The 22,758-nt window shown below is 68.1% G+C and carries 23 protein-coding genes and 1 pseudogene; 8 read left to right on the top strand and 16 right to left on the bottom strand.

The features are described from left to right. Positions 1-119: 119 nt before the first annotated feature. The 3 genes from C0J29_RS03855 to C0J29_RS03845 are packed head-to-tail and all read right to left on the bottom strand — an operon-like array spanning position 120 to position 2,423. The gene (locus tag C0J29_RS03855) at positions 120-1,007 is read right to left on the bottom strand and encodes a sucrase ferredoxin (protein WP_120791576.1); all 888 of its coding nucleotides are present in this window, start codon (positions 1,005-1,007) and stop codon (positions 120-122) included. Continuing rightward, on the bottom strand, positions 1,004-2,221 hold the full coding sequence (locus C0J29_RS03850; protein WP_120791575.1) for a cupin domain-containing protein: 1,218 nt from the start codon (positions 2,219-2,221) through the stop codon (positions 1,004-1,006). Before C0J29_RS03850 ends, C0J29_RS03855 begins: the two co-directional genes overlap by 4 nt. A 10-nt stretch (positions 2,222-2,231) precedes the next feature. Further along, on the bottom strand, positions 2,232-2,423 hold the full coding sequence (locus C0J29_RS03845; RefSeq protein ID WP_065045132.1) for a hypothetical protein: 192 nt from the start codon (positions 2,421-2,423) through the stop codon (positions 2,232-2,234). A gap of 156 nt (positions 2,424-2,579) precedes the next feature. On the opposite strand from C0J29_RS03845, the gene C0J29_RS03840 reads away from it, so the two are divergent. Next, on the top strand, positions 2,580-3,995 hold the full coding sequence (locus C0J29_RS03840; RefSeq protein ID WP_120791574.1) for an NAD(P)/FAD-dependent oxidoreductase: 1,416 nt from the start codon (positions 2,580-2,582) through the stop codon (positions 3,993-3,995). 7 nt (positions 3,996-4,002) lie between these two features. On the opposite strand, the gene C0J29_RS03835 is transcribed toward C0J29_RS03840, so the two are convergent. From C0J29_RS03835 to purT, 3 genes are read right to left on the bottom strand one after another with little or no spacing between them, the layout of a single operon-like run. Beyond that, a complete protein-coding gene (locus C0J29_RS03835; RefSeq protein ID WP_120791573.1) occupies positions 4,003-5,196 on the bottom strand; it encodes an O-succinylhomoserine sulfhydrylase in 1,194 nt (397 codons plus the stop codon). An 8-nt stretch (positions 5,197-5,204) separates the two neighbouring features. Continuing rightward, positions 5,205-5,624, bottom strand: coding sequence for a rhodanese-like domain-containing protein (locus tag C0J29_RS03830; RefSeq protein WP_065045135.1), 420 nt, complete (start codon positions 5,622-5,624; stop codon positions 5,205-5,207). Next, complete coding sequence (gene purT / locus C0J29_RS03825) at positions 5,621-6,883, bottom strand: formate-dependent phosphoribosylglycinamide formyltransferase (protein WP_170314543.1); 1,263 nt, start codon at positions 6,881-6,883, stop codon at positions 5,621-5,623. The genes C0J29_RS03830 and purT overlap by 4 nt, the downstream gene beginning before the upstream one ends. Positions 6,884-7,130: 247 nt before the next feature. Here purT and C0J29_RS03820 point away from each other — a divergent pair, with 247 nt between their 5' ends. Next, the gene (locus C0J29_RS03820) at positions 7,131-8,438 is read left to right on the top strand and encodes a PPE family protein (protein ID WP_120794535.1); all 1,308 of its coding nucleotides are present in this window, start codon (positions 7,131-7,133) and stop codon (positions 8,436-8,438) included. Here the strand turns inward: C0J29_RS03820 and C0J29_RS03815 are convergent. Together C0J29_RS03815 and C0J29_RS03810 are read right to left on the bottom strand one after the other, a co-directional pair. Beyond that, positions 8,435-9,106: a PaaI family thioesterase gene (locus C0J29_RS03815; RefSeq protein WP_065164113.1), complete on the bottom strand. Its 672-nt coding sequence runs from the start codon at positions 9,104-9,106 to the stop codon at positions 8,435-8,437. The genes C0J29_RS03820 and C0J29_RS03815 overlap by 4 nt on opposite strands. Beyond that, a complete protein-coding gene (locus C0J29_RS03810; RefSeq protein WP_065045138.1) occupies positions 9,103-10,401 on the bottom strand; it encodes an adenylosuccinate synthase in 1,299 nt (432 codons plus the stop codon). Before C0J29_RS03810 ends, C0J29_RS03815 begins: the two co-directional genes overlap by 4 nt. 88 nt (positions 10,402-10,489) lie before the next feature. Between C0J29_RS03810 and C0J29_RS03805 the strand changes: the two genes are divergently transcribed. The 3 genes from C0J29_RS03805 (at position 10,490) to C0J29_RS03795 (ending at position 12,911) form a co-directional block, all read left to right on the top strand. After that, complete coding sequence (locus tag C0J29_RS03805) at positions 10,490-11,122, top strand: peptidase M50 (protein ID WP_120791571.1); 633 nt, start codon at positions 10,490-10,492, stop codon at positions 11,120-11,122. A 22-nt stretch (positions 11,123-11,144) separates the two neighbouring features. Further along, positions 11,145-11,897 carry a site-2 protease family protein gene (locus C0J29_RS03800; RefSeq protein WP_065045140.1) on the top strand — a complete coding sequence of 251 codons (753 nt, stop codon included), beginning with the start codon at positions 11,145-11,147 and terminating at the stop codon, positions 11,895-11,897. A gap of 120 nt (positions 11,898-12,017) precedes the next feature. Beyond that, complete coding sequence (locus tag C0J29_RS03795; protein ID WP_065045141.1) at positions 12,018-12,911, top strand: cation diffusion facilitator family transporter; 894 nt, start codon at positions 12,018-12,020, stop codon at positions 12,909-12,911. Here the strand turns inward: C0J29_RS03795 and C0J29_RS03790 are convergent. Next, complete coding sequence (locus C0J29_RS03790) at positions 12,908-13,321, bottom strand: DUF3151 domain-containing protein (protein ID WP_065045142.1); 414 nt, start codon at positions 13,319-13,321, stop codon at positions 12,908-12,910. The two genes, C0J29_RS03795 and C0J29_RS03790, sit on opposite strands and share 4 nt — an antisense overlap. A 39-nt stretch (positions 13,322-13,360) precedes the next feature. On the opposite strand from C0J29_RS03790, the gene C0J29_RS03785 reads away from it, so the two are divergent. Beyond that, the gene (locus tag C0J29_RS03785) at positions 13,361-14,188 is read left to right on the top strand and encodes an Rv0361 family membrane protein (RefSeq protein WP_065045143.1); all 828 of its coding nucleotides are present in this window, start codon (positions 13,361-13,363) and stop codon (positions 14,186-14,188) included. An 88-nt stretch (positions 14,189-14,276) separates the two neighbouring features. On the opposite strand, the gene fbaA is transcribed toward C0J29_RS03785, so the two are convergent. Further along, positions 14,277-15,311: a class II fructose-bisphosphate aldolase gene (fbaA, locus tag C0J29_RS03780; protein ID WP_065044020.1), complete on the bottom strand. Its 1,035-nt coding sequence runs from the start codon at positions 15,309-15,311 to the stop codon at positions 14,277-14,279. A 62-nt stretch (positions 15,312-15,373) separates the two neighbouring features. Between fbaA and C0J29_RS03775 the strand changes: the two genes are divergently transcribed. After that, positions 15,374-16,057: a DedA family protein gene (locus tag C0J29_RS03775; RefSeq protein WP_065044021.1), complete on the top strand. Its 684-nt coding sequence runs from the start codon at positions 15,374-15,376 to the stop codon at positions 16,055-16,057. Here the strand turns inward: C0J29_RS03775 and C0J29_RS03770 are convergent. Continuing rightward, complete coding sequence (locus C0J29_RS03770; RefSeq protein WP_120791570.1) at positions 16,046-17,161, bottom strand: glycoside hydrolase family 76 protein; 1,116 nt, start codon at positions 17,159-17,161, stop codon at positions 16,046-16,048. The two genes, C0J29_RS03775 and C0J29_RS03770, sit on opposite strands and share 12 nt — an antisense overlap. A gap of 44 nt (positions 17,162-17,205) precedes the next feature. Between C0J29_RS03770 and eat the strand changes: the two genes are divergently transcribed. Further along, positions 17,206-18,579, top strand: coding sequence for an ethanolamine permease (gene eat / locus C0J29_RS03765; protein WP_120791569.1), 1,374 nt, complete (start codon positions 17,206-17,208; stop codon positions 18,577-18,579). Here the strand turns inward: eat and C0J29_RS03760 are convergent. The 5 genes and pseudogenes from C0J29_RS03760 to C0J29_RS03740 all read right to left on the bottom strand — a co-directional run. After that, positions 18,545-19,753, bottom strand: coding sequence for a vWA domain-containing protein (locus tag C0J29_RS03760; protein ID WP_120791568.1), 1,209 nt, complete (start codon positions 19,751-19,753; stop codon positions 18,545-18,547). The genes eat and C0J29_RS03760 overlap by 35 nt on opposite strands. After that, positions 19,753-20,421, bottom strand: coding sequence for an SRPBCC family protein (locus tag C0J29_RS03755; RefSeq protein ID WP_120791567.1), 669 nt, complete (start codon positions 20,419-20,421; stop codon positions 19,753-19,755). Before C0J29_RS03755 ends, C0J29_RS03760 begins: the two co-directional genes overlap by 1 nt. A 13-nt stretch (positions 20,422-20,434) precedes the next feature. Then, positions 20,435-21,304: an AAA family ATPase gene (locus C0J29_RS03750; protein WP_120791566.1), complete on the bottom strand. Its 870-nt coding sequence runs from the start codon at positions 21,302-21,304 to the stop codon at positions 20,435-20,437. Further along, the gene (locus C0J29_RS03745) at positions 21,301-21,885 is read right to left on the bottom strand and encodes a nucleotidyltransferase family protein (protein WP_120791565.1); all 585 of its coding nucleotides are present in this window, start codon (positions 21,883-21,885) and stop codon (positions 21,301-21,303) included. Before C0J29_RS03745 ends, C0J29_RS03750 begins: the two co-directional genes overlap by 4 nt. A 170-nt stretch (positions 21,886-22,055) precedes the next feature. Beyond that, positions 22,056-22,751, bottom strand: a pseudogene (locus tag C0J29_RS03740) (XdhC family protein); the annotation flags it as partial. Positions 22,752-22,758 lie beyond the last annotated feature (7 nt).

Raw genomic sequence — 22,758 nt, 5'->3', positions numbered from 1 at the left:
GGTAAGAGTCGGAGTTGTGCGCCAACACCGGGTGGCACCGAAGCAGGGCCGCTCGTTGTGGAGACGGCCGCGGCGACTGGGCCGGCAGCCACGGCCGAAGCCCGTTTCCCCTCAACGGCTCAGGACGACGTCACCGACACCAACACATACGTGCGAACCGGCCCGGGGACCGAAGCCCGACACATGGACAGCAGCGGCTCGGACATCTGCTCGACCATGACTACTTCCACAGGTCCCGGCTCGGCCGCGAGCACCACGTGAATGCCGTCCGGCCGATGCTCAACGCTCAGCGGCGACAGGGCATCAATCCTATTGTCCCCCAATGCGTCACGCGCGAAGTGCTGTGCGGCCTGGACCGCGTGCGGCAGGCTGGTACGTCCGCGCAAGTACCGGTGGTCCAGCCGCCCGTCCAGATACAGGCGCACGAGGCCGGCGGAGTCGGTCGAATCGACCCGTCCGTAACACAGGCCCTCGGGCAGCACCAGCATCGTCGCCGCAAAACGGTCTCCACCCAGATGTGAGCATTCCCAGACTAATTCGGGATACTCCGCCGCGATGTCGGCCGCCGCTGAGCGGCCCCGCACCGCGCAGCACTGATCGTGCTTGCCGTGCGCACACACCGTGACCAGCGGGCCGGCAACCCGCTCACCGTCAGAGCCGTCCAGCGCGATGTCCAGATAGTCGCGGGGTCCGTCGACCTCACCGTGGTACAGCGCCTCCTGACCCTCGTCGCAGTAAGCAATAAACCACCGCCAGCGCGGCGTCTCGGGACGACGCCCGGGACGACGTATCGCGGTGACGCGCATGCGCGCCGCCTCGATGCGGCGACAAATCGCGCGCCCGAGTTCCCGATCGATGATCGCCGGTGAGTCCAGGAACGCCGATTGTCCCCAGCCGCCGGACAATTCGAGCATCGCCCATGCGTGTCCGGCCGATGCGGTGCCGTACAACGGGTCGTTTCGCGTCAGCGATTGGTCACTGCACGGAATTCGCCGCGGCGCGTTCATCCCTGCTCTGGCCCGACCGGCACCACAACTGCCTCGCGCAACAGCCGGCGGATCAGGACCGTCGAGTCGGCGTGGTCGAGGCCGGGCAGGGTGTCGGCATCCGCGACGAGCCCGCGATGAAGCGCTTCGATCGCAGGGGCGCACGACTCGGGGAACGTCATGGTCCGGTCCGGGAGCCGCAGTACGACTCGGCCACCGTCGAGCCGGGGTGCGCCGACGAGCCCGTGGCGCCACCGAACCGATACCTCGCCGGCCCGTTCGGCCGCGTCCAGGCTGGCAAGTACCTGCACCGCAACGGGTCTGGTGCTCGCGGCATGACGGTCGGACAACCGAGCGGCGGCCCCGCCGCCGAGGTCGGCGGCCCGATCGCGAACGGCGTCGACTACCTGAGACATGATCTTGCTCGCTGTCGCTGCCATCTCGTCGCGGTTGGTGGCGTCGATGCCCATCGGCAGCGATTTCCTGAACTCGGCATCCGCGGCGAGCGTGTCGATGACGGCACTAACCACGTCCAGCGACGTCAGCGCGGATACCCCGATGGTCAGGTGGATCGACGTTGCCTCCTGCGAACGGGCGGAGTGCACCCAGCCGCGGGGCAGGTACAGCGCATCGCCGGCCGACAACACGGTATCGATGACCGGCTCGTCAGCGACACGTGCGGCGATGGCCTCCCGGTGCTGCGTCCACGGTTGCGACGGCAACGGATGCTCATGGACGGGCGGGTGCACCGTCCAGTGCTTCTCTCCCGACACCTGCAGGATGAAAACGTCGTGGACGTCGTAGTGGGCGTCGAACCCGCGGCTGCCCGGCGGCGTCACATAGGCGTTGGCCTGCACAGGATGGCCCAGGTCGTCGACCATGGATCGGACGAAGTCGATCATGGGCGGCCACAAGCGATGCAAGCCCTGCAGGACGATCGTCGCGCCGGAAGCGAACTCGGCCAGCACCTTTGCCGAGTCCACCTGGTCGGGCATCTCGGCGCCGAAGCCGGCCGGGCCGGTGTAGCAGTCCCGGGCCAGCACGTCGCCGGCCTTGGCCATCCGGATGAACGGTGTCCGTACACCGCGCCGCCCGATCAACTCGTCGACCGCGGCCGGGGACAGCAGGTCGCTGAAGTCGCGGGGCAGCGCGTCGGCGCGGCTGAGCAGTGGACTGCGGCCCCAATGCTGGGTTGCGAACAACCCAGCATCGGTGGCGATGCAGCGTCTTAACATCTAGCGGCGGTCACGCAGTCCCGTCGGCTCCTCCGTCGTGGCCTTCGGGGTTCGAGCCGCCGTCGGCGGTACCTTCGCCGCCCGAACCCTCACTCGCGGTTCCGTCGGCTCCGCCGTCGTGACCTTCGGGGTTGGAGCCGCCATCGGCCGTTCCTTCGCCTCCGCCACCAGATGTGGTGATGTCGTCATCGTCAAGTGCCATGAAGATTCTCCTTCTTTCTCTGGGGGGATCACGCCACGAGGGTGTTCACCCGCGGGGCGCCGGCTAAACGCTACGACGATGTCTCGATGTCAGGCGACTTTCGGCTGGTTGAGTCGTACGGTATATGCGCTGGAGTGACCAGACTGAAGGAGGACCATGACGCCCCCACCCGCCGAAGCCTCGACTGCCGAAAAGCGCCATCACGTCGTCATCATCGGAAGCGGCTTCGGCGGCCTGAATGCGGCGAAGTCGCTCAGGCGGGCCAACGTCGACATCACCCTCATCTCGAAGACGACCACCCACCTTTTCCAGCCGCTGCTGTACCAGGTGGCGACCGGCATCCTGTCCGAGGGCGACATCGCGCCGACCACCCGGCTGATCCTGCGCAAGCAGAAGAACGTACGGGTGATCCTCGGTGAGGTCAGCGGGATCGACCTCGCATCCCAGACCGTCACGTCGAAGCTGATCAACATGGAGACGGTGACGCACTACGACAGCTTGATCGTGGCCGCCGGCGCCCAGCAGTCCTACTTCGGCAACGACCACTTCGCCACCTTCGCGCCGGGCATGAAGACCATCGACGACGCGCTGGAACTGCGCGGCCGCATTCTCGGCGCATTCGAGGCCGCCGAAGTCGCCACCGACCACGCGGAGCGCGAACGCCGGCTGACCTTCGTCGTCGTCGGCGCCGGACCCACCGGCGTGGAACTGGCCGGCGAGATCGTCCAGCTCGCCGAACGCACCCTGGCCGGCGCGTTCCGCACCATCACGCCCAGCGAGTGCCGGGTGATTCTGCTCGACGCCGCCGGCGCGGTATTGCCGCCGATGGGCGAGAAACTGGGTCTCAAGGCGCAGCACAAGCTGGAGAAGATGGACGTCGAGGTCCAACTGAACGCGATGGTGACCGCCGTCGACTACAAGGGCATCACCGTCAAGGAGAAGGACGGCACCGAACGCCGCATCGAATGCGCCTGCAAGGTGTGGGCCGCCGGGGTGCAAGCCAGCTCGCTGGGCAAGATGATCGCCGATCAGGCCGACGGAACCGAAACCGACCGTGCCGGAAGGGTTGTGGTGGAGCCCGACCTCACCGTCAGGGGTCACCCGAACGTCTTCGTCGTGGGCGATCTGATGGCAGTGCCCGGCGTACCGGGGATGGCCCAAGGCGCGATCCAGGGCGCGAAGTACGCCACCGGCATCATCAAGAACGTCGTCAAGGGCAAGGACGACCCGGCCGCGCGCGAGCCGTTCCAGTATTTCAACAAGGGCAGCATGGCGCTGATCTCCCACTACAGCGCCGTCGCGAAGGTCGGCAAGCTGGAGTTCGCCGGCTTGATCGCCTGGTTGGCGTGGCTGTTCCTGCACCTGTTGTACCTGGTGGGCCATCGCAACCGGATCTCCGCCGCGTTCTCCTGGGGCCTGGCCTTCCTGGGCCGCACCCGCGGCCAGATGGCCATCACCAGTCAGATGATCTACGCCCGCGTGGCGGTCAACTGGGTGAAAGAGTATGCGGAAGAAGGCACGCTGGCCGCTGCCGAACGCGCGGAGGCCGCCGAACAGCGGGCGGCCGGCTAGCTCAGGGCTAGCTCAAGGCCTGGTCGATATCGGCGATCAGATCGTCGGTGCCTTCCAGGCCGACCGAGATCCGGACCACGCCGTCACCGAGCCCGATGGCGGCGCGGCCTTCCGGTCCCATTGCGCGGTGCGTCGTCGTAGCCGGATGTGTGACAAGCGATTTCGTGTCGCCCAGATTATTGCTGATGTCGATCAGACGTAGTTTGTTCAGCACCTCGAAGGCGCGCTGCTTTGAAGCATTCTCGGCGGCGGCCAATTCGAACGTGACAACCGTTCCGCCACCGGACATCTGGCGCTTCGCCAGGTCGTACTGCGGGTGCGACGGCAGGAAGGGGTAACGCACCCAGTTCACCGCGGGGTGGCCTTCCAGGAACTCCGCGATGCGCTGCGCGGACGCGTTGCTGTAATCAACCCGAATGGCAAGCGTCTCAAGCCCTTTGAGCATCACCCAGGAATTGAACGCGCTCATCGCGGGGCCGGTGTGGCGCATCAGCTTCTGCACCGGACCGTCGATGTACTCCTTATCGCCCAGAATGGCGCCACCGAGCACCCGACCCTGACCGTCGATGTGCTTGGTGCCCGAGTACACCACCACGTCGACCCCGAGCGGGAAACCCTGCTGCAGCAGGGGCGTCGCGAAAACGTTGTCCAGCACCACTTTTGCGCCTGCGGCGTGCGCCAGCTCGGTGACCGCCGCAATGTCGACGAGTGACTGCATCGGATTGGACGGCGTCTCGAAGAACACCGCCTGGGTCGGTACCGACAGCGCCTTTTCCCACTGCGCCAGGTCGTCGCCGTCGACGAATACCGTCTCCACCCCCCAGCGCGGCAGGATTTCGTTGCACACCACGAAACAGGATCCGAACAGGCTGCGCGCCGCGACCAGGCGGTCGCCGGCACCCAGCAGCGCGCCCAGGGAAACGAATACCGCGGCCATGCCACTGGCCGTCGCGAACGCCGCCGGGGCGCCCTCGATCAGCCGCAGCCGCTCCTGAAACATGTTGACGGTCGGGTTGCCGTAGCGCGAGTACACGTAGTGCTCCACCTCGCCGGTGAACGACTGCTCGGCGACTTCGGCGGAGGGATAGACGTAGCCGGACGACAGGAACATCGCCTCGGAAGTCTCTTCGAACCCGGAGCGCGTCAGCCCGCCGCGCACCCCGATGGTCGCCTGGCTCACGCCGTCAGGCAGTTCCTTCATCCCGATTACTAGCCTTGTTTCCAGGGAAGTCCGACCGCCCGCCACCCTGTCTCACCGCGGTGACCGCGCGCGTCGAGCTGACCTTCGAAGCCGTCCAGCACGTTGTACGACGGGGTGTACCCGGCCTCGGTCGCGACCTCGGCGGCCCCGATCGAGCGATTGCCGGAGCGACACAGGAACACGACGGGACGTTCGCCCTCGCCGGTGGACGGGACCTTGTCCCGCAGTTCGGCGAGGAAGTTGTTGTTGTGCTGTCCGTTGGATTTGTTCCACTCGACGTAGACCACGTCGCGGCCCAGACCCGACAGGTCGGGAACCCCTACGAAGCGCCACTCGGCGTCGGTGCGCACATCCACCAGCACAGCCTGAGGATTGTCACTGAGCAATTTCCACGCCTCGAGGGGCGTGATGTCTCCTGCGTAACTCACCCGCGTGAGTCTCGCACATTCAGCCGCGCCGCCACGTCCCGGGCGCGGTCGCGAGCAGCCCCCACCTCCGGCGCGGTGGCCAGTGCAACACCCCACTTGTCCGCCCCTGAGGCAGGGCGCTCCGGGCTCGTCGAACCGAACACCCGCAGATCGCTTTCGGGCACCGCAAGCGCGGCGGCGAGCACGTCACCGCTGGGGGCCGCACCAGGGGCGGCGGGCCCGTGATCGACCAGTCGGGCGGCGCCCGGCGACACCATCATGGTGTCCACGGCAACTCCCAGGACAGCCCGCGCTTGCAGCTCGAAAACCGAAAGTCGCTGGCTACGCAGGGTCACCCAGGCGCTGTCCGTGGGACCCGCGGTCACCTCAGCGAAGTACACCTCGTCCCCGTTGATCATCAATCCGACGCTGAAGACGCCACGCCCGCCCAGCGATTTGACGATGCGTGCGGCGATCGACTTCGCCGCGTCCACGGCGGCGGTGGTCAGGTGCTGCGGCTGCCAGGACTCCAGCGCGCCGGAGTCGTCGGCGTGGTGACCGATGGGCGCGCAGAACTCGATGACCGGCCCCAACGGGCCCTCGGTACGCACCACGATCAGCGTGACCAAAAACTCGACGTCCACCACGGTCTCGGCCCAGACCCGACCACCCGCGCCGGCCAATTCCCAGGCACCCGCGACTTCGTCCGCGCCCCGGACGACCGACCGGCCTGACCCGTCGACACCCTTGACCAGCAGCGGATAGCCGGCATGGGCGGCGACCGCCTCGAGTTCGGCAAGCGAGTCGACGAACCAGAACGGCGCGGTCGGCAGACCCAATTCGTCGGCGGCCAGCCGCCGCAGGCCCTCCCGGTCGGCCGTCAACCGCACGGCGCGGGCCCCGGGCACCAGTTCGGTGTCCCCGGCCTCGAGATCGTCGAGCACCGCGACGGCCGCCGGAGCGTCGAAGGCTCCGGGCAACGTGACCACGAAGTCCGGCTGCAGCGCCGCCACCACGGCCTTCAGTTCTTCAGCGTCGGTCAACACAACGGCTTCCGCGGTGATCACCTCGGCGCCAAGCCGCTGCAGTGCCACCGCCAACTCCCGGCCGGACTCGTCGGAACCCAGCAACAGCACCCGCGGCCCGGCATCGACGTCAGGTTCAGGTTCGGGTTGCGCCTCGGGCTCGGGATGGGCCTCGGATTCGGGTCGGGCTTCGGCCGGTTCCTCGACGACCCACGTCGTCGTGCCTTCTTGTCCCTCGGTCAAGCCGTCAGTCACGCACTCAACAATAGGTGCGGCCGCGGAACGCCGCTCCGGGGCTCGTTTGCCGAATTTGTGCGGGACTGCGCGGAGAAGATTAACTGTTTCGGGGGAGAGGAGTGTGCGTGTCAGTCGTGACGACGCAGCCGGAGATAGTGAGGGCTGCCGCCGACAGCCTGGCGAACATCGGCACAACGATGGAGGCGCTGAATGGCGGGACGGCTTCGCCGCCATGTTCAGGAGCGGGGTTCAGCGCGTGGTGAGGATGGAGTTCGGCGCGCTACCTCCTGAAATCAATTCGGCCAGAATGTATTCCGGCCCGGGGTCGGCCCCGTTGATGCGGGCGGCGATGTCATGGGAACGGCTTTCCGAGGAATTGAACGCGACGGCCGAGTCCTATGCCTCGGTGCTCTCCGGCCTCACCAGCCAGGAATGGCTGGGCTCCTCCTCGCTGACGATGGCGGCGGCGGCCTCGCCTTACGTCGCATGGATGCGGGGGACCGCCGCTCAGGCCGAGCATGCGGCGGCACAGGCCCTCAGCGCCGCCGACGCGTACGAGGCGGCATACGCGGCGACGGTGCCACCGTCAACCATCGAGGTAAACCGCAACACCACCATCTCGCTCGCGAGAACCAACATCTTCGGGCAGAACACGCCGGCCATTGCGACCGCCGAAGCGGACTACGGCCAGATGTGGGCGCAGGACATCGTCGCCATGAACGGCTACGCCGGCAACTCGGAAGCCGCCTCCCAGTTCGCGCCGTTCACCCTGCCGCCGGCGACCACCAACGAGGGCGCGGTGGCCGGGGAAGTGGACGCCGCCGCGGCGCTGGCGCAACCGGTAGGCGTTGCCGCAGCTGCGGCGCCGGCAGCACCCGTGATCCCGCTACCGAGCCCGTTCGAAGATCTGGACCTGCTGGTCCTCACCACCGCGGGCCTCGCGGGCGCGAGTCTGATCGTCGCATTGGGGCAATACAGCGAAGAGATTCGCAGCGACCAGATCGAGGAGGAAGAGCTCGAACAGGGCAACGAGTTGGCGGAAGAAGGCCTCGGGAACGAGGCTGATATCGCCACCGCAGCGCCTGCTTTTTCTCCGGAGCCGTTCGCGGCGGCGCCGCTGGGGGCCGAGGCCGCCGCACTTTCCGGTAATTCCGCCAGCCTCAACGGCCTGTCGGTGCCACAGAGCTGGTTCATGGCGCCGGCGGCGCGGCAGGTCGCGGCAATGTTTCCGACCGGCACTCCGATGTACGTGGCCGCGGCCGACGACGGCGGCGGCTATACGGGCATGGCGGCCGCAGGTCTGGCAGGAACCAGCGTGGCGGGCCTGGCGGCGCGGGCCGGATCGTCCCCGTCACCGGCGCAGGCCGCACCGGCCGCCAGCGGGTCCCCCGGCGCCGCGGCCACCAGGCCGGCGGCCAATGCCCCCGCCATCCCCGCCGCGGCGGCCGCGGCGCACTTCCCCGGATTGCCGCAGGGTCTGCCGCCGGGAGTGGTGGCCAACCTGGCGGCGACGCTGGCGGCGATCCCGGGCGCGACGATCATCGTGGTTCCGCCGAACCCCAACCAGAGTTAGGGCTGGCCGGGCAGCAGGCGCACCATCAGGCCGTTGCCCTCGGCCAGAAGGGCCTCCTCGGCCCCGTCCGAAGTCTGGACCAGTTCCGCGGACACGAACGCCTTGCGGCCTTCGATCCGGGTGACCCGCCCGCGGATGGTCAGCGGCGTGTCGATCGGGGTGATCTTGCGGTAGTCGACATGCAGGAAAGCCGTGCGGCTGATCGGACGTCCGGCGGCATGGCTGACCATGCCGAAGGTGTGGTCGAACAACAGCGGCAACACGCCGCCGTGCACCGCCCAGTTGCCGCCGACGTGAAACCGGGTGAAGTGCCCCGTCATCTCGACACCCTCGGGCGCGTAGCGGGTCAGCTTCCAGGGCGGCAGCAGCAGGCTGCCCATGCCCGGCAGGCCTGGGGTGCGGCCGGCCGGCGACTGACCCGCATCCGCCTCGAACGGCTCCAGCAGCTCCATGAGCGCGGCGGCCCGTTCGGCCGCCTCGTCCCAGACGTCGTCACCCGGGTCGGCGGACACCGCCAGGTCCTGCAGCCGGCGCATGGTCGCGACGAACTTGCCGAAGCCGGGTCCCGGGCTGGCCGGGCCGTACTCGGGGAAGCCGCCATGGTGTTCGTACTCGGGATCTTCGTCCCGGGGATCACCCTGTTGCCCGAGCGACGTGTAATGCGTCACGCGCCAGCCGCCAGGATATCCCGGCGCACGATGGTCTGATCCCGCCCCGGACCCACCCCGATGCACGAAACATGGGCTCCGGCAAGCTCTTCCAGCCGCAACACGTAATCACGGGCCTTGGCGGGCAGGTCGTCGAACTCGCGCGCGGCGGAGATGTCCTCCCACCAGCCGGGGAGTTCCTCGTAGACCGGCGTGGCGCGGCACAGGTCGCTCTGGGTCATCGGCATCTCCGGCGTGCGCTTACCGTCGACCTCGTAGCCGACGCAGACCGGCACCGTCTCCAGGCTGGACAGCACGTCGAGCTTGGTCAGGAAGTAGTCGGTGATGCCGTTGACGCGGGTGGCATACCGGGCGATGACGGCGTCGAACCAGCCGCAGCGGCGCCGCCGCCCGGTGGTGACACCGAATTCGCCGCCCGTCTTGGACAGGTACTCACCGTTCTCGTCGAACAGCTCGGTCGGGAACGGGCCGGAACCCACCCGGGTGGTGTACGCCTTGAGGATCCCCAGCACGGTGCCGATCCGGGTCGGGCCGATGCCCGAGCCGACGGCCGCACCGCCCGCCGTCGGGTTCGACGACGTCACGTACGGGTAGGTGCCGTGGTCGACGTCGAGCAGGGTGCCCTGCGAACCCTCCAGCAACACCGTCTCACCGGCGTCGAGGGCGTTGTTGAGCAGCAGCCGGGTGTCGGCGATGCGGTGGCGGAACCCCTCGGCCTGCTGCAGCACCGCCTCGAGGACCTGGTCGGGCTCGAGGGCCTTGCGGTTGTAGATCTTGACCAGGATCTGGTTCTTCAGTTCCAGGGCGGCCTCGATCTTGTGCTGCAGCTGCGCGTGGTCGAGCACGTCGGCGGCCCGGATGCCCATCCGCGCGATCTTGTCCTGGTAGCACGGCCCGATGCCGCGCCCGGTGGTGCCGATCTTCTTGCTGCCCATGTAGCGCTCGGTGACCTTGTCGATGGCCACGTGGTAGGGCATCAACAGATGCGCGTCGGCGGAGATCAGCAGCTTGGAGGTGTCGACACCGCGATCTTCCAGACCCTTGAGCTCGTCGAGCAGCACCCCGGGATCGATCACGACACCGTTGCCGATGACGTTGGTGACGCCGGGCGTCAGCACCCCCGAGGGGATCAGGTGCAGGGCGAAGTTCTCACCGGTAGGCAGCACCACGGTGTGCCCGGCGTTGTTGCCGCCTTGGTAGCGCACCACCCACTGCACGCGTCCACCGAGCAGATCCGTTGCTTTACCTTTGCCCTCGTCACCCCACTGGGCGCCGATGAGGACGATTGCCGGCATGACGTGCTCCCAACTCGTCTGGCAGGTTGGGCCGCTTATTGTGGTCCAGCCGGTGACCTACCCTACCGAGCGGTTCCCGAGGAGTGTCATGAATGCGGGTCAGAACGCGCCGGGTGTCGCGGTGTCGGTGTTCGACGGTGCTGGACTGCCCCGCCCGTTGCGCGGTCTGCCCATGCTCGAGGGTGACGACATCGCCGCCTGCCGGCGGCTGGTCGTGGTGGGTTCCGACGCCGATCTGGCCGCGGTGCTGACCCGGTTGCTGCGCGCCGAACGGCTCGACGTGGAGGTGGCGTACGCGCCGCGCCGGCGCACCCGCGCTACCCGGACCTACCGGCTGCCGGCGGGACGGCGCGCGGCCCGGCGGGCGCTGCGGGGTACCGCAAGCCGGGTGCCGTTGATCCGCGACGAGACCGGAACGGCGCTGGTCGGGCGAGCCGAATGGCTGCCTGCCGATGCCGCCGTCGCGATCCGGGGTGAGGCCGTGGTGGACGACACCGTGCTGTTCGACGGGGACGCGGCAGGAGTGTGGATCGAGCCGACGCCCGCGCTGCCCGGCCTGCGGGCTTCAATCCGCGGCCCGTTGCCGCGGTGGGTCAGCGGGCGCGCCGCCCAGCTGGGTACGACGGGTGCCGCGCTGCGGCGCGACGGGGTACCGGCGCCGCGACCGGTGCGCCGGTCGGCGTTCTACCGCCATGTCGAGGGCTGGCTGCTGGTTCGGTAGTTGCAGTAGTTAGTTTCGATAAGTGCGACCCAGCCCGATCTTCCTTGGTCTGGTCGGAGCGACGGGCGTCGGTGCGGCGCTGGCCTGGGCGGCCGGATCGGTCATACGGCCGATGGCCTACGCCGGGGTGTTCATCTTCGTCATCGCCGGCTGGCTGGTGTCGCTGTGCCTGCACGAGTTCGGGCACGCCTACACCGCGTGGCGGTTCGGCGACCACGACGCGGCGGTGCGCGGCTACCTGAACCTGGATCCGCGACGCTACAGCCATCTGGGGCTGTCGCTGGTGCTGCCGATGGTGTTCATCGCGCTGGGCGGGATCGGCCTGCCCGGCGCGGCGGTGTACCTGCAGACCTCGTTCATGACGCCGGCGCGGCGCACCCTGGTGAGTCTGGCCGGGCCGGCGATGAACCTGGGCCTGGCGGTGGTGCTGCTGACCGCAACCCGGGTTTTCTACGACCCCGCGCACCTGGTGCTGGTCGCGGGGATGGCTTTCCTGGGCTTCCTGCAAGTCACCGCGGTGGTGCTGAACCTGCTGCCGGTCCCGGGCCTGGACGGCTACGACGCGGTGGAGCCGCACCTGAGTCCGCAGACGCAGCGGGCGGTGGCGCCGGCCAAACAGTTCGGGCTGTTCATCCTGCTGGTCGTGCTGCTGGCGCCGGGCCTGAACCGGTGGTTCTTCGAGGTCGTCTACTGGCTTTTCGGGTTGTCCGGGGTGCCGCCGCGGCTGTCGATGGCCGGCGCCGCGCTGACCCGCTTCTGGAGCGCCCTGACCTGAGCTGTCCTCCTCGAAACTGACAGCAGGCACACCTTTTCCGGCGTGTCGTGTGCGTCGGCTCAATGTCGCGGCGGCCACAGCCTTGCCACATATGCGTGTGTGTGCATATATTAGTCAGCCATGGGCGCCGGACACAGTCACACCCCCGCTGAGGCGGACGCGTCGCGCATGATCCCCCGGATGATCGGTGCCGCGGGGATCCTGGCGACCTTCTTCGTCATCGAACTGACCACCGCATTGATGATCAACTCGATCGCGCTGCTCGCCGACGCGGGCCACATGCTTACCGACGTGGTCGCCGTGTTCATGGGTCTGGTCGCCGTCATCCTGGCGAAGCGCGGCAGCTCGTCGCCGGACCGCACCTATGGCTGGCACCGCGCCGAGGTGTTCACCGCGGTGGCCAACGCCGTGCTGCTGGTGGGTGTAGCCGTGTTCATCCTCTTCGAGGCGATCGAGCGACTCGGCAGCAAGCCGTCGGTGCCCGGCGTGCCGATGATCGTGGTGGCGCTGGCCGGCGTCGCCGCCAACTTTCTGGTGGCGATGCTGCTCCGCTCGCACTCCGAGGCGAGCCTGGCAGTCAAGGGCGCCTACATGGAGGTCGTCGCCGACACAGTCGGCAGCATCGGCGTCTTGATCGCCGGCGTGGTGACCGTCACGACGCACTGGCCGTACGCGGACGTGGTGGTGGCAGTGCTGGTCGCGCTGTGGGTGTTGCCCAGGGCGATCGCGCTGGCCCGCGCCGCCCTGCGCATCCTGTCCGAGTCCTCACCGGCGCACATCGACGTCGACGAACTGCGTTCGGCGCTGGGCGATCTGAACGGCGTCACCGATGTGCACGACCTGCACGTCTGGACCCTGTCCCCCGGCAAGGACATGGTCACCGCCCACCTCACCAGCACCGGCGACTCGGCGCAGGTGCTCAGCGAGGCGCGGGCGCTGCTGTCAGCCCGAGGGCTCAACCACGCCACCGTGCAGATCGACTGCCCGGACGGCCACTGCGAGGAGACGTTCTAGAACCCGAACGCCGCGCGCGCCGAGGGATCGCAGTCGTCGAGCAGATCCAGGCAGCGTCCGTATTCGTCGGTCTCCCCGATGGCGTCAGCGGCACGGGCCAGTGCTGCCACGCACCGCAGGAATCCTCGGTTCGGTTCGTGCGCGTAGGGCACCGGGCCGAAGCCCTTCCAGCCGTTGCGGCGCAGCTGGTCCAGACCCCGGTGGTAACCGGTCCGCGCGTAGGCGTAAGCCGTGATCGCCTTGTCCTCGGCCAGCGCTTCTTCAGCGAGAGCAGCCCAGGCCACTGACGCCGACGGATGGGCGGCGGCGACGATCCCCGGCTTCTCGTCCGCGAGCAGCTCGGCTTCAGCCTCGCTGTCGCCGGGTAGCAGAATCGGATCGGGTCCGAGGAGGTCACGGGTGGGCGTCATGGGCCCATTCTGCCAATCCGGCTCAGTTAAGCTGCACGCATGCCCAACGCACCCGAGCCAGACCGCGACGGCACCAAATCCAGCGGCAGACCGGACGCCGAGCACAACCCCGACGCCGAGCCGACCGAGGCTCACGCCCTGCATGCCGGCGACTCGGAGTCCGAGACCCAGGCGATCGTCACCCGCACTCCGGATGAGAGTTCCGAGGCGACCCTCCCGGACGGCCAGCCCGAGCGGCGGTTCACGGCCCCCGGTTTCGACGCGAAAGAAACCCAGGTGATCGCCACGTCTCAGGACGCGGCCACCGAAGCCTTCCACACCCGCCCGGCCGCGGGCACTCCACCGACCCCGCCGGCCCCCCCGCTGCCACCGAAAACTGCTGTCCCCCAAGCGATTCCACCACGTACCGGAGGCAAGCCGGGCGCCAAGCAGCGCAACTGGGGCTGGGTGCTGGCGGTCGTGGTGATCGTCCTGGCGCTGGCGGCCATAGCCATCTTCGGCACCGTCCTGCTCACGCGCAGCAAGCACGCCAAGGCCTCACAAGAGGACCAGGTGAAGCAGACCATCCAGAATTTCGACATCGCGGTTCAGCGCGGCGACCTGACCGCCCTGCGCACCATCACCTGCGGCACCACCCGCGACGGGTACGTCGACTACGACGAAAAAGCCTGGTCAGAGACCTATCAGCGGGTTTCGGCGGCCAAGCAGTATCCGGTGATAGCCAGCATCGACCAGGTCGTCGTCAACGGTCAGCACGCCGAGGCCAACATCACCACGTTCATGGCCTACGACCCGCAGACCCGCTCCACCCGCAGCCTCGACCTGCAGTTCCGCGACGAGCAGTGGAAGATCTGCCAGTCCAGCTGAGGGTCCTTATCCTGCTTCGCGCCGAACGTGTTGTGAGGGCGGCTTTTTCACCATTTTTCCGCCCTGAGCGCACGCTCGGCGACGCAACTCAGCTGGCGAGGGACTTGCCGGCGCAGTGCAGGTCGTTGCAGGCCTCGATGACGCGCTCGGTCATGCCGGCTTCGGCCTTCTTGAGGTAGCTGCGCGGGTCGTAGACCTTCTTGTTGCCCACTTCGCCGTCGACCTTGAGCACACCGTCGTAGTTGGAGAACATGTGCGCGACGATCGGGCGGGTGAACGCGTACTGGGTGTCGGTGTCGACGTTCATCTTCACCACGCCGTAGCGCAGCGCCTCCTCGATCTCGGACTTCGCCGAGCCCGAGCCGCCGTGGAAGACGAAGTCGAAGGGCTTGGCGTCATCGCCCAGGCCCAATTTCGCCGCCGCCACCTTCTGGCCCTGGTCCAGGATGTCGGGACGCAGCTTGACGTTGCCCGGCTTGTAGACGCCGTGCACGTTGCCGAACGTGGCGGCCAGCAGGTAGTGGCCGTGCTCGCCGTGGCCCAGCGCCTCGATCGTCTTCTCGAAGTCCTCCGGGGTGGTGTAGAGCTTGTCGTTGATCTCGTTGGCGACGCCGTCCTCTTCGCCGCCCACCACGCCGATCTCGATCTCCAGGACGATCTTTGCGGCCGCCGCCTGCTTGAGCAGTTCCTGCGCGATCTCCAGGTTCTCGTCGATGGGGACCGCCGAGCCGTCCCACATGTGCGACTGGAATAGCGGGTTCTTGCCGGCCGACACTCGTTCCGAAGAGATCGCCAGCAAGGGGCGGACGTAGGTGTCCAGCTTGTCCTTGGGGCAGTGGTCGGTGTGCAGCGCCACGTTGATCGGGTACTTGGCGGCGATGATGTGGGTGAACTCGGCCAGGGCCACCGCCCCCGTCACCATCTCCTTGATCCCGAGGCCGGAGCCGAATTCCGCGCCGCCGGTCGAGAACTGGATGATCCCGTCACTGCCGGCGTCGGCGAAGCCCTTGATGGCTGCGTTGATGGTCTCCGAGGAGGTGCAGTTGATGGCCGGGAACGCGTACGCGTTCTCCTTGGCACGTCCCAACATCTCGGCATAGATCTCGGGCGTTGCGATAGGCATGGAGGACTCCTTGTACGGAACTTGGTCAGCCCAGTATTGCAACGCCGGTATGTTGAAGCACCATGAGCACCACCGTGACGGCGGCAGGCAGCATCCTCGACCCGATGTTCTGGATCGGCCCCGAGGGTCTGTTCGCCTCCGCGGTACTGCCGACGATCCTGGTCATCGTCTTCGTCGAGACCGGTTTGCTCTTCCCGCTGCTGCCCGGCGAGTCGCTGCTGTTCACCGGAGGACTGCTGGCAGCCAAGGGGACGCTGGACATCTGGATTCTCGCGCCCGCGGTCGCAGTGGTCGCCATCCTCGGTGACCAGACCGGCTACTTCATCGGGCGGCGCATCGGCCCGGCGCTGTTCAAGAAGGAAGACTCCCGGTTCTTCAAGAAGCACTACGTGACCGAGTCGCACGCGTTCTTCGAGAAGTACGGATCGTGGGCGATCATCCTGGCCCGGTTCATGCCGTTCGTGCGCACGTTCACGCCGGTGATCGCCGGTGTCTCCTACATGCGCTATCCGGTCTATCTCGCGTTCGACATCGTCGGCGGCGTCTTGTGGGGCGGCGGTGTCACGGTGGCCGGTTACTTCCTGGGCACCGTGCCGTTCGTCAACCAGAATCTGGAAAAGATCATCCTGGGCATCCTGTTCGTGTCGATGATCCCGGCGTTCATCGCCGCCTGGCGCGGCTACCGGTCCCGCCGCACTGCGCAGCCCGCCGACGAGCCTGCCGAGGAACTGCCGCTATCCGACTGACTTGACCATCGCGACGTTGTGGGCGGCCTCCATCAGCATCCAGCCCGACAGTTGCACCGACAGGTCGCGCTCGGGAATCGACGAACTGTTCACCGCGCCCTCGACGAACTGCGCCTGCTGACCACCGGCGGTGGGTATCTCGGCGTCGCGGTCCCAGAAGGCGCCGAACACGGGTAGGCCGTCCACCGTCTGGCGGTAGTCCCACGCCGACTTCGCCGACGTCAGCACGATGTCGCGGGCGGTCTCGCGGGCGGCCTGGTCCTCGGCGGAGTCACCCGGGAGGTCGGTGGCGACCAGTGCCAGGTAGCGGGCGGTGATGCCGCCGAACAGGCCGCCGTCGCCGCCGCCGGCGCTCTTGAGGACGCCTCGGGTCGCCATGTGTTCCTTGACCGCCGCGACCAGTCGGCGCACGCGGGGCCGGTGCCGGTCGTCATGGGTGCGCTTGGCCAGCTCGACCTCCAGCCCGAGCACCACGCCCTGGCAGTAGGTGTACTGCGCCCGCACCAGCGACCCACCCTTGATGCCATCCAGCACCAGGTGCGTGTCGGGGTCGATCAGGGTTTCGTCGATCCAGTCGGCCATCTGCTGGGCGCGCCGCAGGTGCCCCTCGTAACGGGCCAGGAAGATGCCCGCCGGGCCGTTGCCCGGCGCGTTGAAGAACTGGTCCTGCTTGCGCCAGGGGATGCCGCCGCCGTCCTCGGGCACCCAGGCGTCGACGAACTGCTTGGCCAGTGTGTGCAGCGCGCGGCTGCGCTCGACGCCGACCAGGCGTGCGGCGCGTTCCAGTGCCAACGCCAGCCATGCCATGTCGTCGTAGTAGCTGTTGGTCCAGCGCAGGGTGTTGCGCAGCCGGTGCGAGCGGATCTGCCGGTTGATGCGGGTGCGGCGCTCCGGTTGCGGATCCCGCAACTCGGCGTCGATCAGGCAGTCCAGCAGGTGGGCCTGCCACCAGTAGTGCCAGGTGCCGAACATCCGATCCTTGCGATCCGACGGCCAGGCGACCACACCCAACTGGGTGCCGGGCAATCCCCAGAGCCGCCGCAGGTTGCGTTGCGTGACGGCGGTTTCGGAGGTGGCGGCCCGGTTCGCCCATACCTGATCCATACCTGCCGATCCTGCCCTACGGTTTGCGGTGACGGGAGGGCACCTTGGACGGGCACGCACAGTCGCCGGACTACCTGGAGAAGAGACAGCTGCGGACCGGTACGGCCGGGTGGCTCCTGCTTGCCGGACTAGGCGTCAGTTACGTGGTTTCCGGCGACTATTCGGGCTGGAACTTCGGGCTGGCGCGCGGCGGGTTCGGCGGGCTGGTCATCGCTACCGCGGTCGTCGCCGCCATGTACCTGGCCCTGGTGCTGGGGATGGCCGAGCTGTCCTCGGCTCTGCCGACGGCGGGCGGTGGGTACACGTTCGCGCGGCGCGCACTGGGTCCGTGGGGCGGGTTCGCGACGGGTACCGCCGTGCTGCTCGAGTACTCGATCGCGCCCGCGGCCATCGCCACCTTCATCGGCGCCTATGTGGAGTCGCTGGGACTGTTCGGCATCCGCGACGGCTGGTACGTCTACCTGGCGATCTACGCCCTGTTCATCGGAATCCACCTGGCCGGCGTGGGTGAAGCGCTGAAGGTGATGTTCGCCATCACTGCGGTGGCGATGGCGGGTATCGCGATATTCGCGGTCGCCGCCGTCGGGCGCTTCAGACTGGCGAACCTGACCGAGATCGCCCCGTCGCACGCGGTTGGCGCGTCTGCGTTTCTGCCGCACGGCTACCTCGGCGTGTGGGCGGCGCTGCCGTTCGCGATCTGGTTCTTCCTGGCGATCGAGGGAGTGCCGCTGGCCGCCGAGGAGACCGCGCATCCGGCCCGCAATGTCCCGCGCGGCATCACCGCGGCCTTTGCCGTGCTGCTGGTGACATGCGTGCTGGTGCTGTTGCTGACCACGGGTTCCGGTGGCGCGCAGGCGATGTCGACGTCCGGCAACCCGCTGGTGGCGGCGCTGGGGCCGGCCGGCGCGGCCCGGGCGGTCAATTACATCGGGCTGGCCGGCCTGATCGCCAGCTTCTTCTCGATCATCTACGCGTATTCGCGGCAACTCTTCGCGCTGTCCCGGGCCGGCTACCTGCCCACGGCACTGTCGGTCACCAATGCGCGAAAGGCACCCACCCTGGCGCTCATCGTTCCGGGCGCGATCGGCTTCGCGTTGTCGATGACCGGCAAGGGAGACCTGTTGCTCAACATGGCCGTCTTCGGCGCCACCCTCAGCTACGTGCTGATCATGTTGAGCCACATCGTGTTACGCAGCAGGGCACCCGAACTGGACCGCCCGTATCGAACTCCGGGTGGTCGTGTCACCACCGCCTTCGCCCTGCTGATAGCGGCACTGGCGCTGGTCTCCACATTTCTGGTCGACGCTGTCGCGGCGCTCTGTTGCCTGGCGGTCTTCTGCGGCTTCCTGTTGTACTTCGCGTTTTACAGCCGGCACCGGGTGATCACCAGCGCGCCGGACGAGCGACTGGCCGGGTGAGCATCGCCAGAACCTCTTGCAGCGCAGTCAGCGTGTTTCCCGGCAGGAACGCATCGCAGAACGGCAGCGCCGCGGCCATCGAACCGGTCAGCGGCTGGTAATCCGGTTGTGCGGCACGGGGATTGAGCCATACCAGCCGGTAGGCACGACGGCGCAGCCGGGTCAGCGCGTGTTCGAGCACCTCCGGCGGATCGCTGTCCCAGCCGTCGGAGGCGATGATCACCACGGCGCCGCGCAGGGCGTTGCCGTGTGCGGGCGTCAGGAGCGCAGTGAGGCTGCGACCGATGAACGTGCCGCCGTAGCGGTCGGTCACCCGCGCGTTGGCGCGGTCCAGTGCCGCCTCGGCGGAACGGTGCGACAGCACCGCGGTCAGCCGGGTCAACGACGTCGAGAACGCGAAGACCTCGGGCCGGATCGACGTCTGTCGCATCATCACCGCCCGCATCAGATGCAGGTAGACCGTCGCGAAGGGCTGCATCGACCGGCTCACGTCGCAGACCAGCACCACGCGTCTGGGCCGGCGACGGGGCCGGGTCTTGACGAGATTGATCGTCTCCCAACCGGTCGTGCGCGACGCATTGATGGTCGCCCGTAAGTCGATGCGGTGGCCGTGAGGGCTGGGTTCGGATCGCAGACTGCGTCTTGTCGGCCAGTGCGGCAACGATTCCCGCAGCCAGTCGCCGAGCATCCGCAGATCCTCAGGGTCGAATTGGTCGAACGGCTCGTCGGTCAGGGCGGCTAGCCGGCTGGGCACGAACTCGGGCAACCGGACTCCGGCGTCGCCGTCGGAGTCGCCGGCGGTTCCGGTGGCCCAGGGCAGTGTCTGGGTCGGCGCGCCGGAGCGGCTGCCGCCGCGGTGCACGACCCCGGCCGCCGGAGTGCGTGGACCCGGCAGCGGCAGCGACGGACTGTCGCCCCGGTCGGGCGCGCCGGTGCCGAATACGGACGCGAACACGGCATCGAAGGCGCCCAGATCGTCCATCCGGTTGACCAGACTCAGCCGCGCGGCCCAGTACAGTGACGACCGGTCGCGCGGCGCCAGGTGTTGCAGCGCCTGCACGAAAGTCGTGTGGCCGCTGGCCGATACCAACACTCCCGCACTGCGCAGCCGGGCGACCACGGCGGCGGCGAATGCCGCCAGGTCGACGCCGCGCAGCAGGGCCGGGGTGCTCACTAGCGGGTACGCCGGCGGAGCAGCCAGATCAGGGCCAACACGGCGAGCACTGCGGCTGCCACCGCGCCGTACTTCTTGAGTTGATCTCCGCCGGCAAGTTCGAGCAGATCGATGGGCTCGGGCTCGGCGGACTGACGGGTGCCCGGAACGGGATTGACGGGCCACGCCGGGATGGGCTCTTCACCGTTGGTGGCCGCCGTCGCCGCCGGAGCCTCCGCCGCGCCGTTCGCGGCCAGTTCGGCTTCCAGCGATTCGACGAACTGGCCCAGCAGCTTCTCCGAAACCTGTTGCAGCATCCCGCTGCCGAACTGCGCCAGCTTGCCGACGATCTTGAGGTCGGTGTCGACCGTGACGTTGGTGCGATCGCCCGCCGCCTGCAGTTGGGCGGTCACGGTGGCGGCCGCGTTTCCTGTTCCCCGCGCCTCTTTGCCCTTGGCGTCGAAGACCGCGCGGTGCTGGCCGCGGTCCTGCTCGACGAAGTGCACCTTGCCGGTGAATTCGCTGGTGACCGGCCCCACCTTGACTTTGACCTTGCCCAGATAGTCCTCGCCCTCGTGACCGACCAGTTGCGCGCCCGGCATCAGCGGGATCACCCGCTCCAGATCGCAGAGCACGTCCCAAGCCTCGTCGATGGGCGCGCTGACGGTGAACTGGTTGGCGATCTTCATCGGGTGAGTCCTCTCATGTTCGGCTGTATTCCACCAACGCATCGCGGATCGCAGTGCGGTCGTCGGGTGTCTTGGCCAGCGCACCCAGGCTGATCATCGCGGACTCGTCGACCAGATCGGCGACTCCCAGGGTCACCAGGGCGGCGACCCAGTCGATGGTCTCGGCCACCCCCGGCGGTTTGTCGAGATCGAGTCCACTTGCGAGGCCTACGAATTGGGTGGCATGTTCGATCAGCGGCGCGGTGGCGCCGGGCACGGCACGGCGCACGATCGCGGCGGCCCGGGCCGGTTCGGGGTAGTCGATCCAGTGGTACAGGCACCGCCGTCGCAGTGCGTCGTGCAGGTCGCGGCTGCGGTTGGAGGTGAGCACGACGATCGGCGGCCGCACCGCGACGAACGTGCCCAGTTCCGGGACGGTGACCGCGGCCTCACCCAGAAACTCCAGCAGCAGCGCCTCGAATTCGTCGTCGGCGCGATCGATTTCGTCGATCAGCAGTACCGGCGCAACCGGTCCCCCGTGCCGCACAGCCTGCAGGATCGGCCGGTCGACCAAGTAATTCTCGGTATAGAGCTCACTCTCCGTCACCCCGGCACCGGTGGCCTCGGCCAGCCGGATGGACAGCAGCTGGCGCTGGTAGTTCCAGTCGTAGAGGGCCTCGCCGGCGGTCAGGCCCTCGTAGCACTGCAGCCGGATCAGCTGCGTATTCAACACCCTGGCAAGGGTTTTCGCAGCGGTCGTCTTGCCGACGCCGGGTTCGCCTTCCAGTAGCAGTGGCCGGCCGAGCTGCACGGCGAGATAGATCGCCGACGCGGTGCCGGTGTCCAGCAGGTAGTCCTTGTCGTCGAACAGGCGGGCCACCTCGCCGGGGCTGCTGAATGTCATGGCGCGGTCGCCAGGAGTCGTTGGTAGTCCTCCCAGGTGTCCACGTCGAGCGGGACCGGACGGTCGAGCCGCAGTTCGCCCACCTCGTAGCGGCCCGACTCGATGAGCTTCCAGACGCCCTTGTCGCCGTGCAGGCGCGAGAGCTCACCGAACATGTTGCGGCTGAACCAGAATGGATGCCCGACGCCGTCAGTGTAGCGGCAGACCCTGATGTCGGCGGCACCGGTGCTGATGCGCCGCACGTCCGCCGGGTCGATCCCCGGTTGATCGCCGAGCATCAGCACGACGCCCTTCGATCGGGAGTCCACCACGTCCAACGCCACCCGCAGCGACGCCGAACACCCCGTGCCGAAGTCGGCGACGGTGACGACGTCGATCCCGTCCAGCGAGACCTGGTCGCGCACCAGTTGCGCGGCACCACCCAGGGTGACGATCAACTGATCGAAACCGGCGGCCCGGGCGACGTCCAGTGTCGCCCCGAGCACCGTCGTATCGCGATAGGGCAGAACCTGTTTCGGCCTGCCCAGCCGGCGGGATGCGCCCGCGGCCAGCACCACACCGGTGACGTAGGGCGCCGTCATAGGCCCTGCCGCTCGGTGAACGCGGTGCGACACCCGGAGCAGCAGAACCAGTAGTCGGCGCCGGCGAGTTGCAGGTGTTCGGTGTCCGGTCCGATACTCACGGTCATGCCGCACACCGGGTCGACGGCCGAAATCGGGGCGGCTTCGGATGGCACGGCCCGGGTCAGGCTGCCATCACGCAGCGCCGCGATGAGTTCCGCGGCGATGGCCACGGCGATCTCCGGCGGAGTCTTGGCACCGATCGGCACACCGACCGGGGTGTGGATTCGGGTCCGCTCTTCGTCCGTCAACTCAAGCCCGCTCAGGATCGAGGCGCCGCGCACCTTGCTGGCCACCAGCCCGATGTAGCCGACGCCGTGATCGAGTGCGGCGCGGATGGTTTCGGCCTCCGGACCGCCGTGGCTGGCGATCACCACTGCACTGGTGTCGGCCAGGTCGGTGTCGCGGCGCGCGTCGTAACCGAGCACGCCGCACAGCTGGACCAGCGCGTCGGCGATGGGCGTCTCGCCGTAAATCCGGATCAGCGGCGCCGGCAGTTGCGGCGTCAGGAAGATTTCCAGCGATCCGCCGGACAGGCACGGGTTGACCACCACGCACGCGCCCGGCGCCTCCGGGAAGTGCAGGTCACCGTCGGGCAGCACCCGCAGCAGCACACTCTCGCCGGCCTGCAGCACACCGAGCGCGGCCTTGCGGACCGAGTTCTGCGCGCACTGACCGCCGACGAAACCCTCGATGGTGCCGTCCGCCAACAGGATTGCCTCGTCCCCCGCACGTGCGGAGGTGGGCTGCTCGGCGCGCACCACCGTTGCATGCACGAATGGTGTTCGTGCGTCCCGCAATTGCTGAGCTCGTTCGCTGATTGTCATCGCTGGT

Source organism: Mycobacterium paragordonae, assembly GCF_003614435.1.
Classification (GTDB): Bacteria; Actinomycetota; Actinomycetes; order Mycobacteriales; family Mycobacteriaceae; genus Mycobacterium; species Mycobacterium paragordonae.
Note: the sequence above shows the minus strand (reverse complement) of the source record. Positions and strands in the feature narration are given on the sequence as shown.

Bases quoted from the DNA above. Each gene is read 5' to 3' on its own strand.
- C0J29_RS03755 (WP_120791567.1), bottom strand. From the start codon at position 20,421: ATGAAGATCGCCAACCAGTTCACCGTCAGCGCGCCCATCGACGAGGCT.
- C0J29_RS03855 (WP_120791576.1), bottom strand. From the start codon at position 1,007: ATGAACGCGCCGCGGCGAATTCCGTGCAGTGACCAATCGCTGACGCGA.
- C0J29_RS03835 (WP_120791573.1), bottom strand. From the start codon at position 5,196: ATGAAGGAACTGCCTGACGGCGTGAGCCAGGCGACCATCGGGGTGCGC.
- C0J29_RS03820 (WP_120794535.1), top strand. From the start codon at position 7,131: ATGGAGTTCGGCGCGCTACCTCCTGAAATCAATTCGGCCAGAATGTAT.
- C0J29_RS03845 (WP_065045132.1), bottom strand. From the start codon at position 2,423: ATGGCACTTGACGATGACGACATCACCACATCTGGTGGCGGAGGCGAA.
- C0J29_RS03790 (WP_065045142.1), bottom strand. From the start codon at position 13,321: ATGACGCCCACCCGTGACCTCCTCGGACCCGATCCGATTCTGCTACCC.
- C0J29_RS03770 (WP_120791570.1), bottom strand. From the start codon at position 17,161: ATGGATCAGGTATGGGCGAACCGGGCCGCCACCTCCGAAACCGCCGTC.
- C0J29_RS03805 (WP_120791571.1), top strand. From the start codon at position 10,490: ATGAATGCGGGTCAGAACGCGCCGGGTGTCGCGGTGTCGGTGTTCGAC.
- C0J29_RS03775 (WP_065044021.1), top strand. From the start codon at position 15,374: ATGAGCACCACCGTGACGGCGGCAGGCAGCATCCTCGACCCGATGTTC.
- C0J29_RS03785 (WP_065045143.1), top strand. From the start codon at position 13,361: ATGCCCAACGCACCCGAGCCAGACCGCGACGGCACCAAATCCAGCGGC.
- C0J29_RS03850 (WP_120791575.1), bottom strand. From the start codon at position 2,221: ATGTTAAGACGCTGCATCGCCACCGATGCTGGGTTGTTCGCAACCCAG.
- fbaA (WP_065044020.1), bottom strand. From the start codon at position 15,311: ATGCCTATCGCAACGCCCGAGATCTATGCCGAGATGTTGGGACGTGCC.
- C0J29_RS03745 (WP_120791565.1), bottom strand. From the start codon at position 21,885: ATGACGGCGCCCTACGTCACCGGTGTGGTGCTGGCCGCGGGCGCATCC.
- C0J29_RS03750 (WP_120791566.1), bottom strand. From the start codon at position 21,304: ATGACATTCAGCAGCCCCGGCGAGGTGGCCCGCCTGTTCGACGACAAG.
- C0J29_RS03795 (WP_065045141.1), top strand. From the start codon at position 12,018: ATGGGCGCCGGACACAGTCACACCCCCGCTGAGGCGGACGCGTCGCGC.
- C0J29_RS03840 (WP_120791574.1), top strand. From the start codon at position 2,580: ATGACGCCCCCACCCGCCGAAGCCTCGACTGCCGAAAAGCGCCATCAC.
- C0J29_RS03810 (WP_065045138.1), bottom strand. From the start codon at position 10,401: ATGCCGGCAATCGTCCTCATCGGCGCCCAGTGGGGTGACGAGGGCAAA.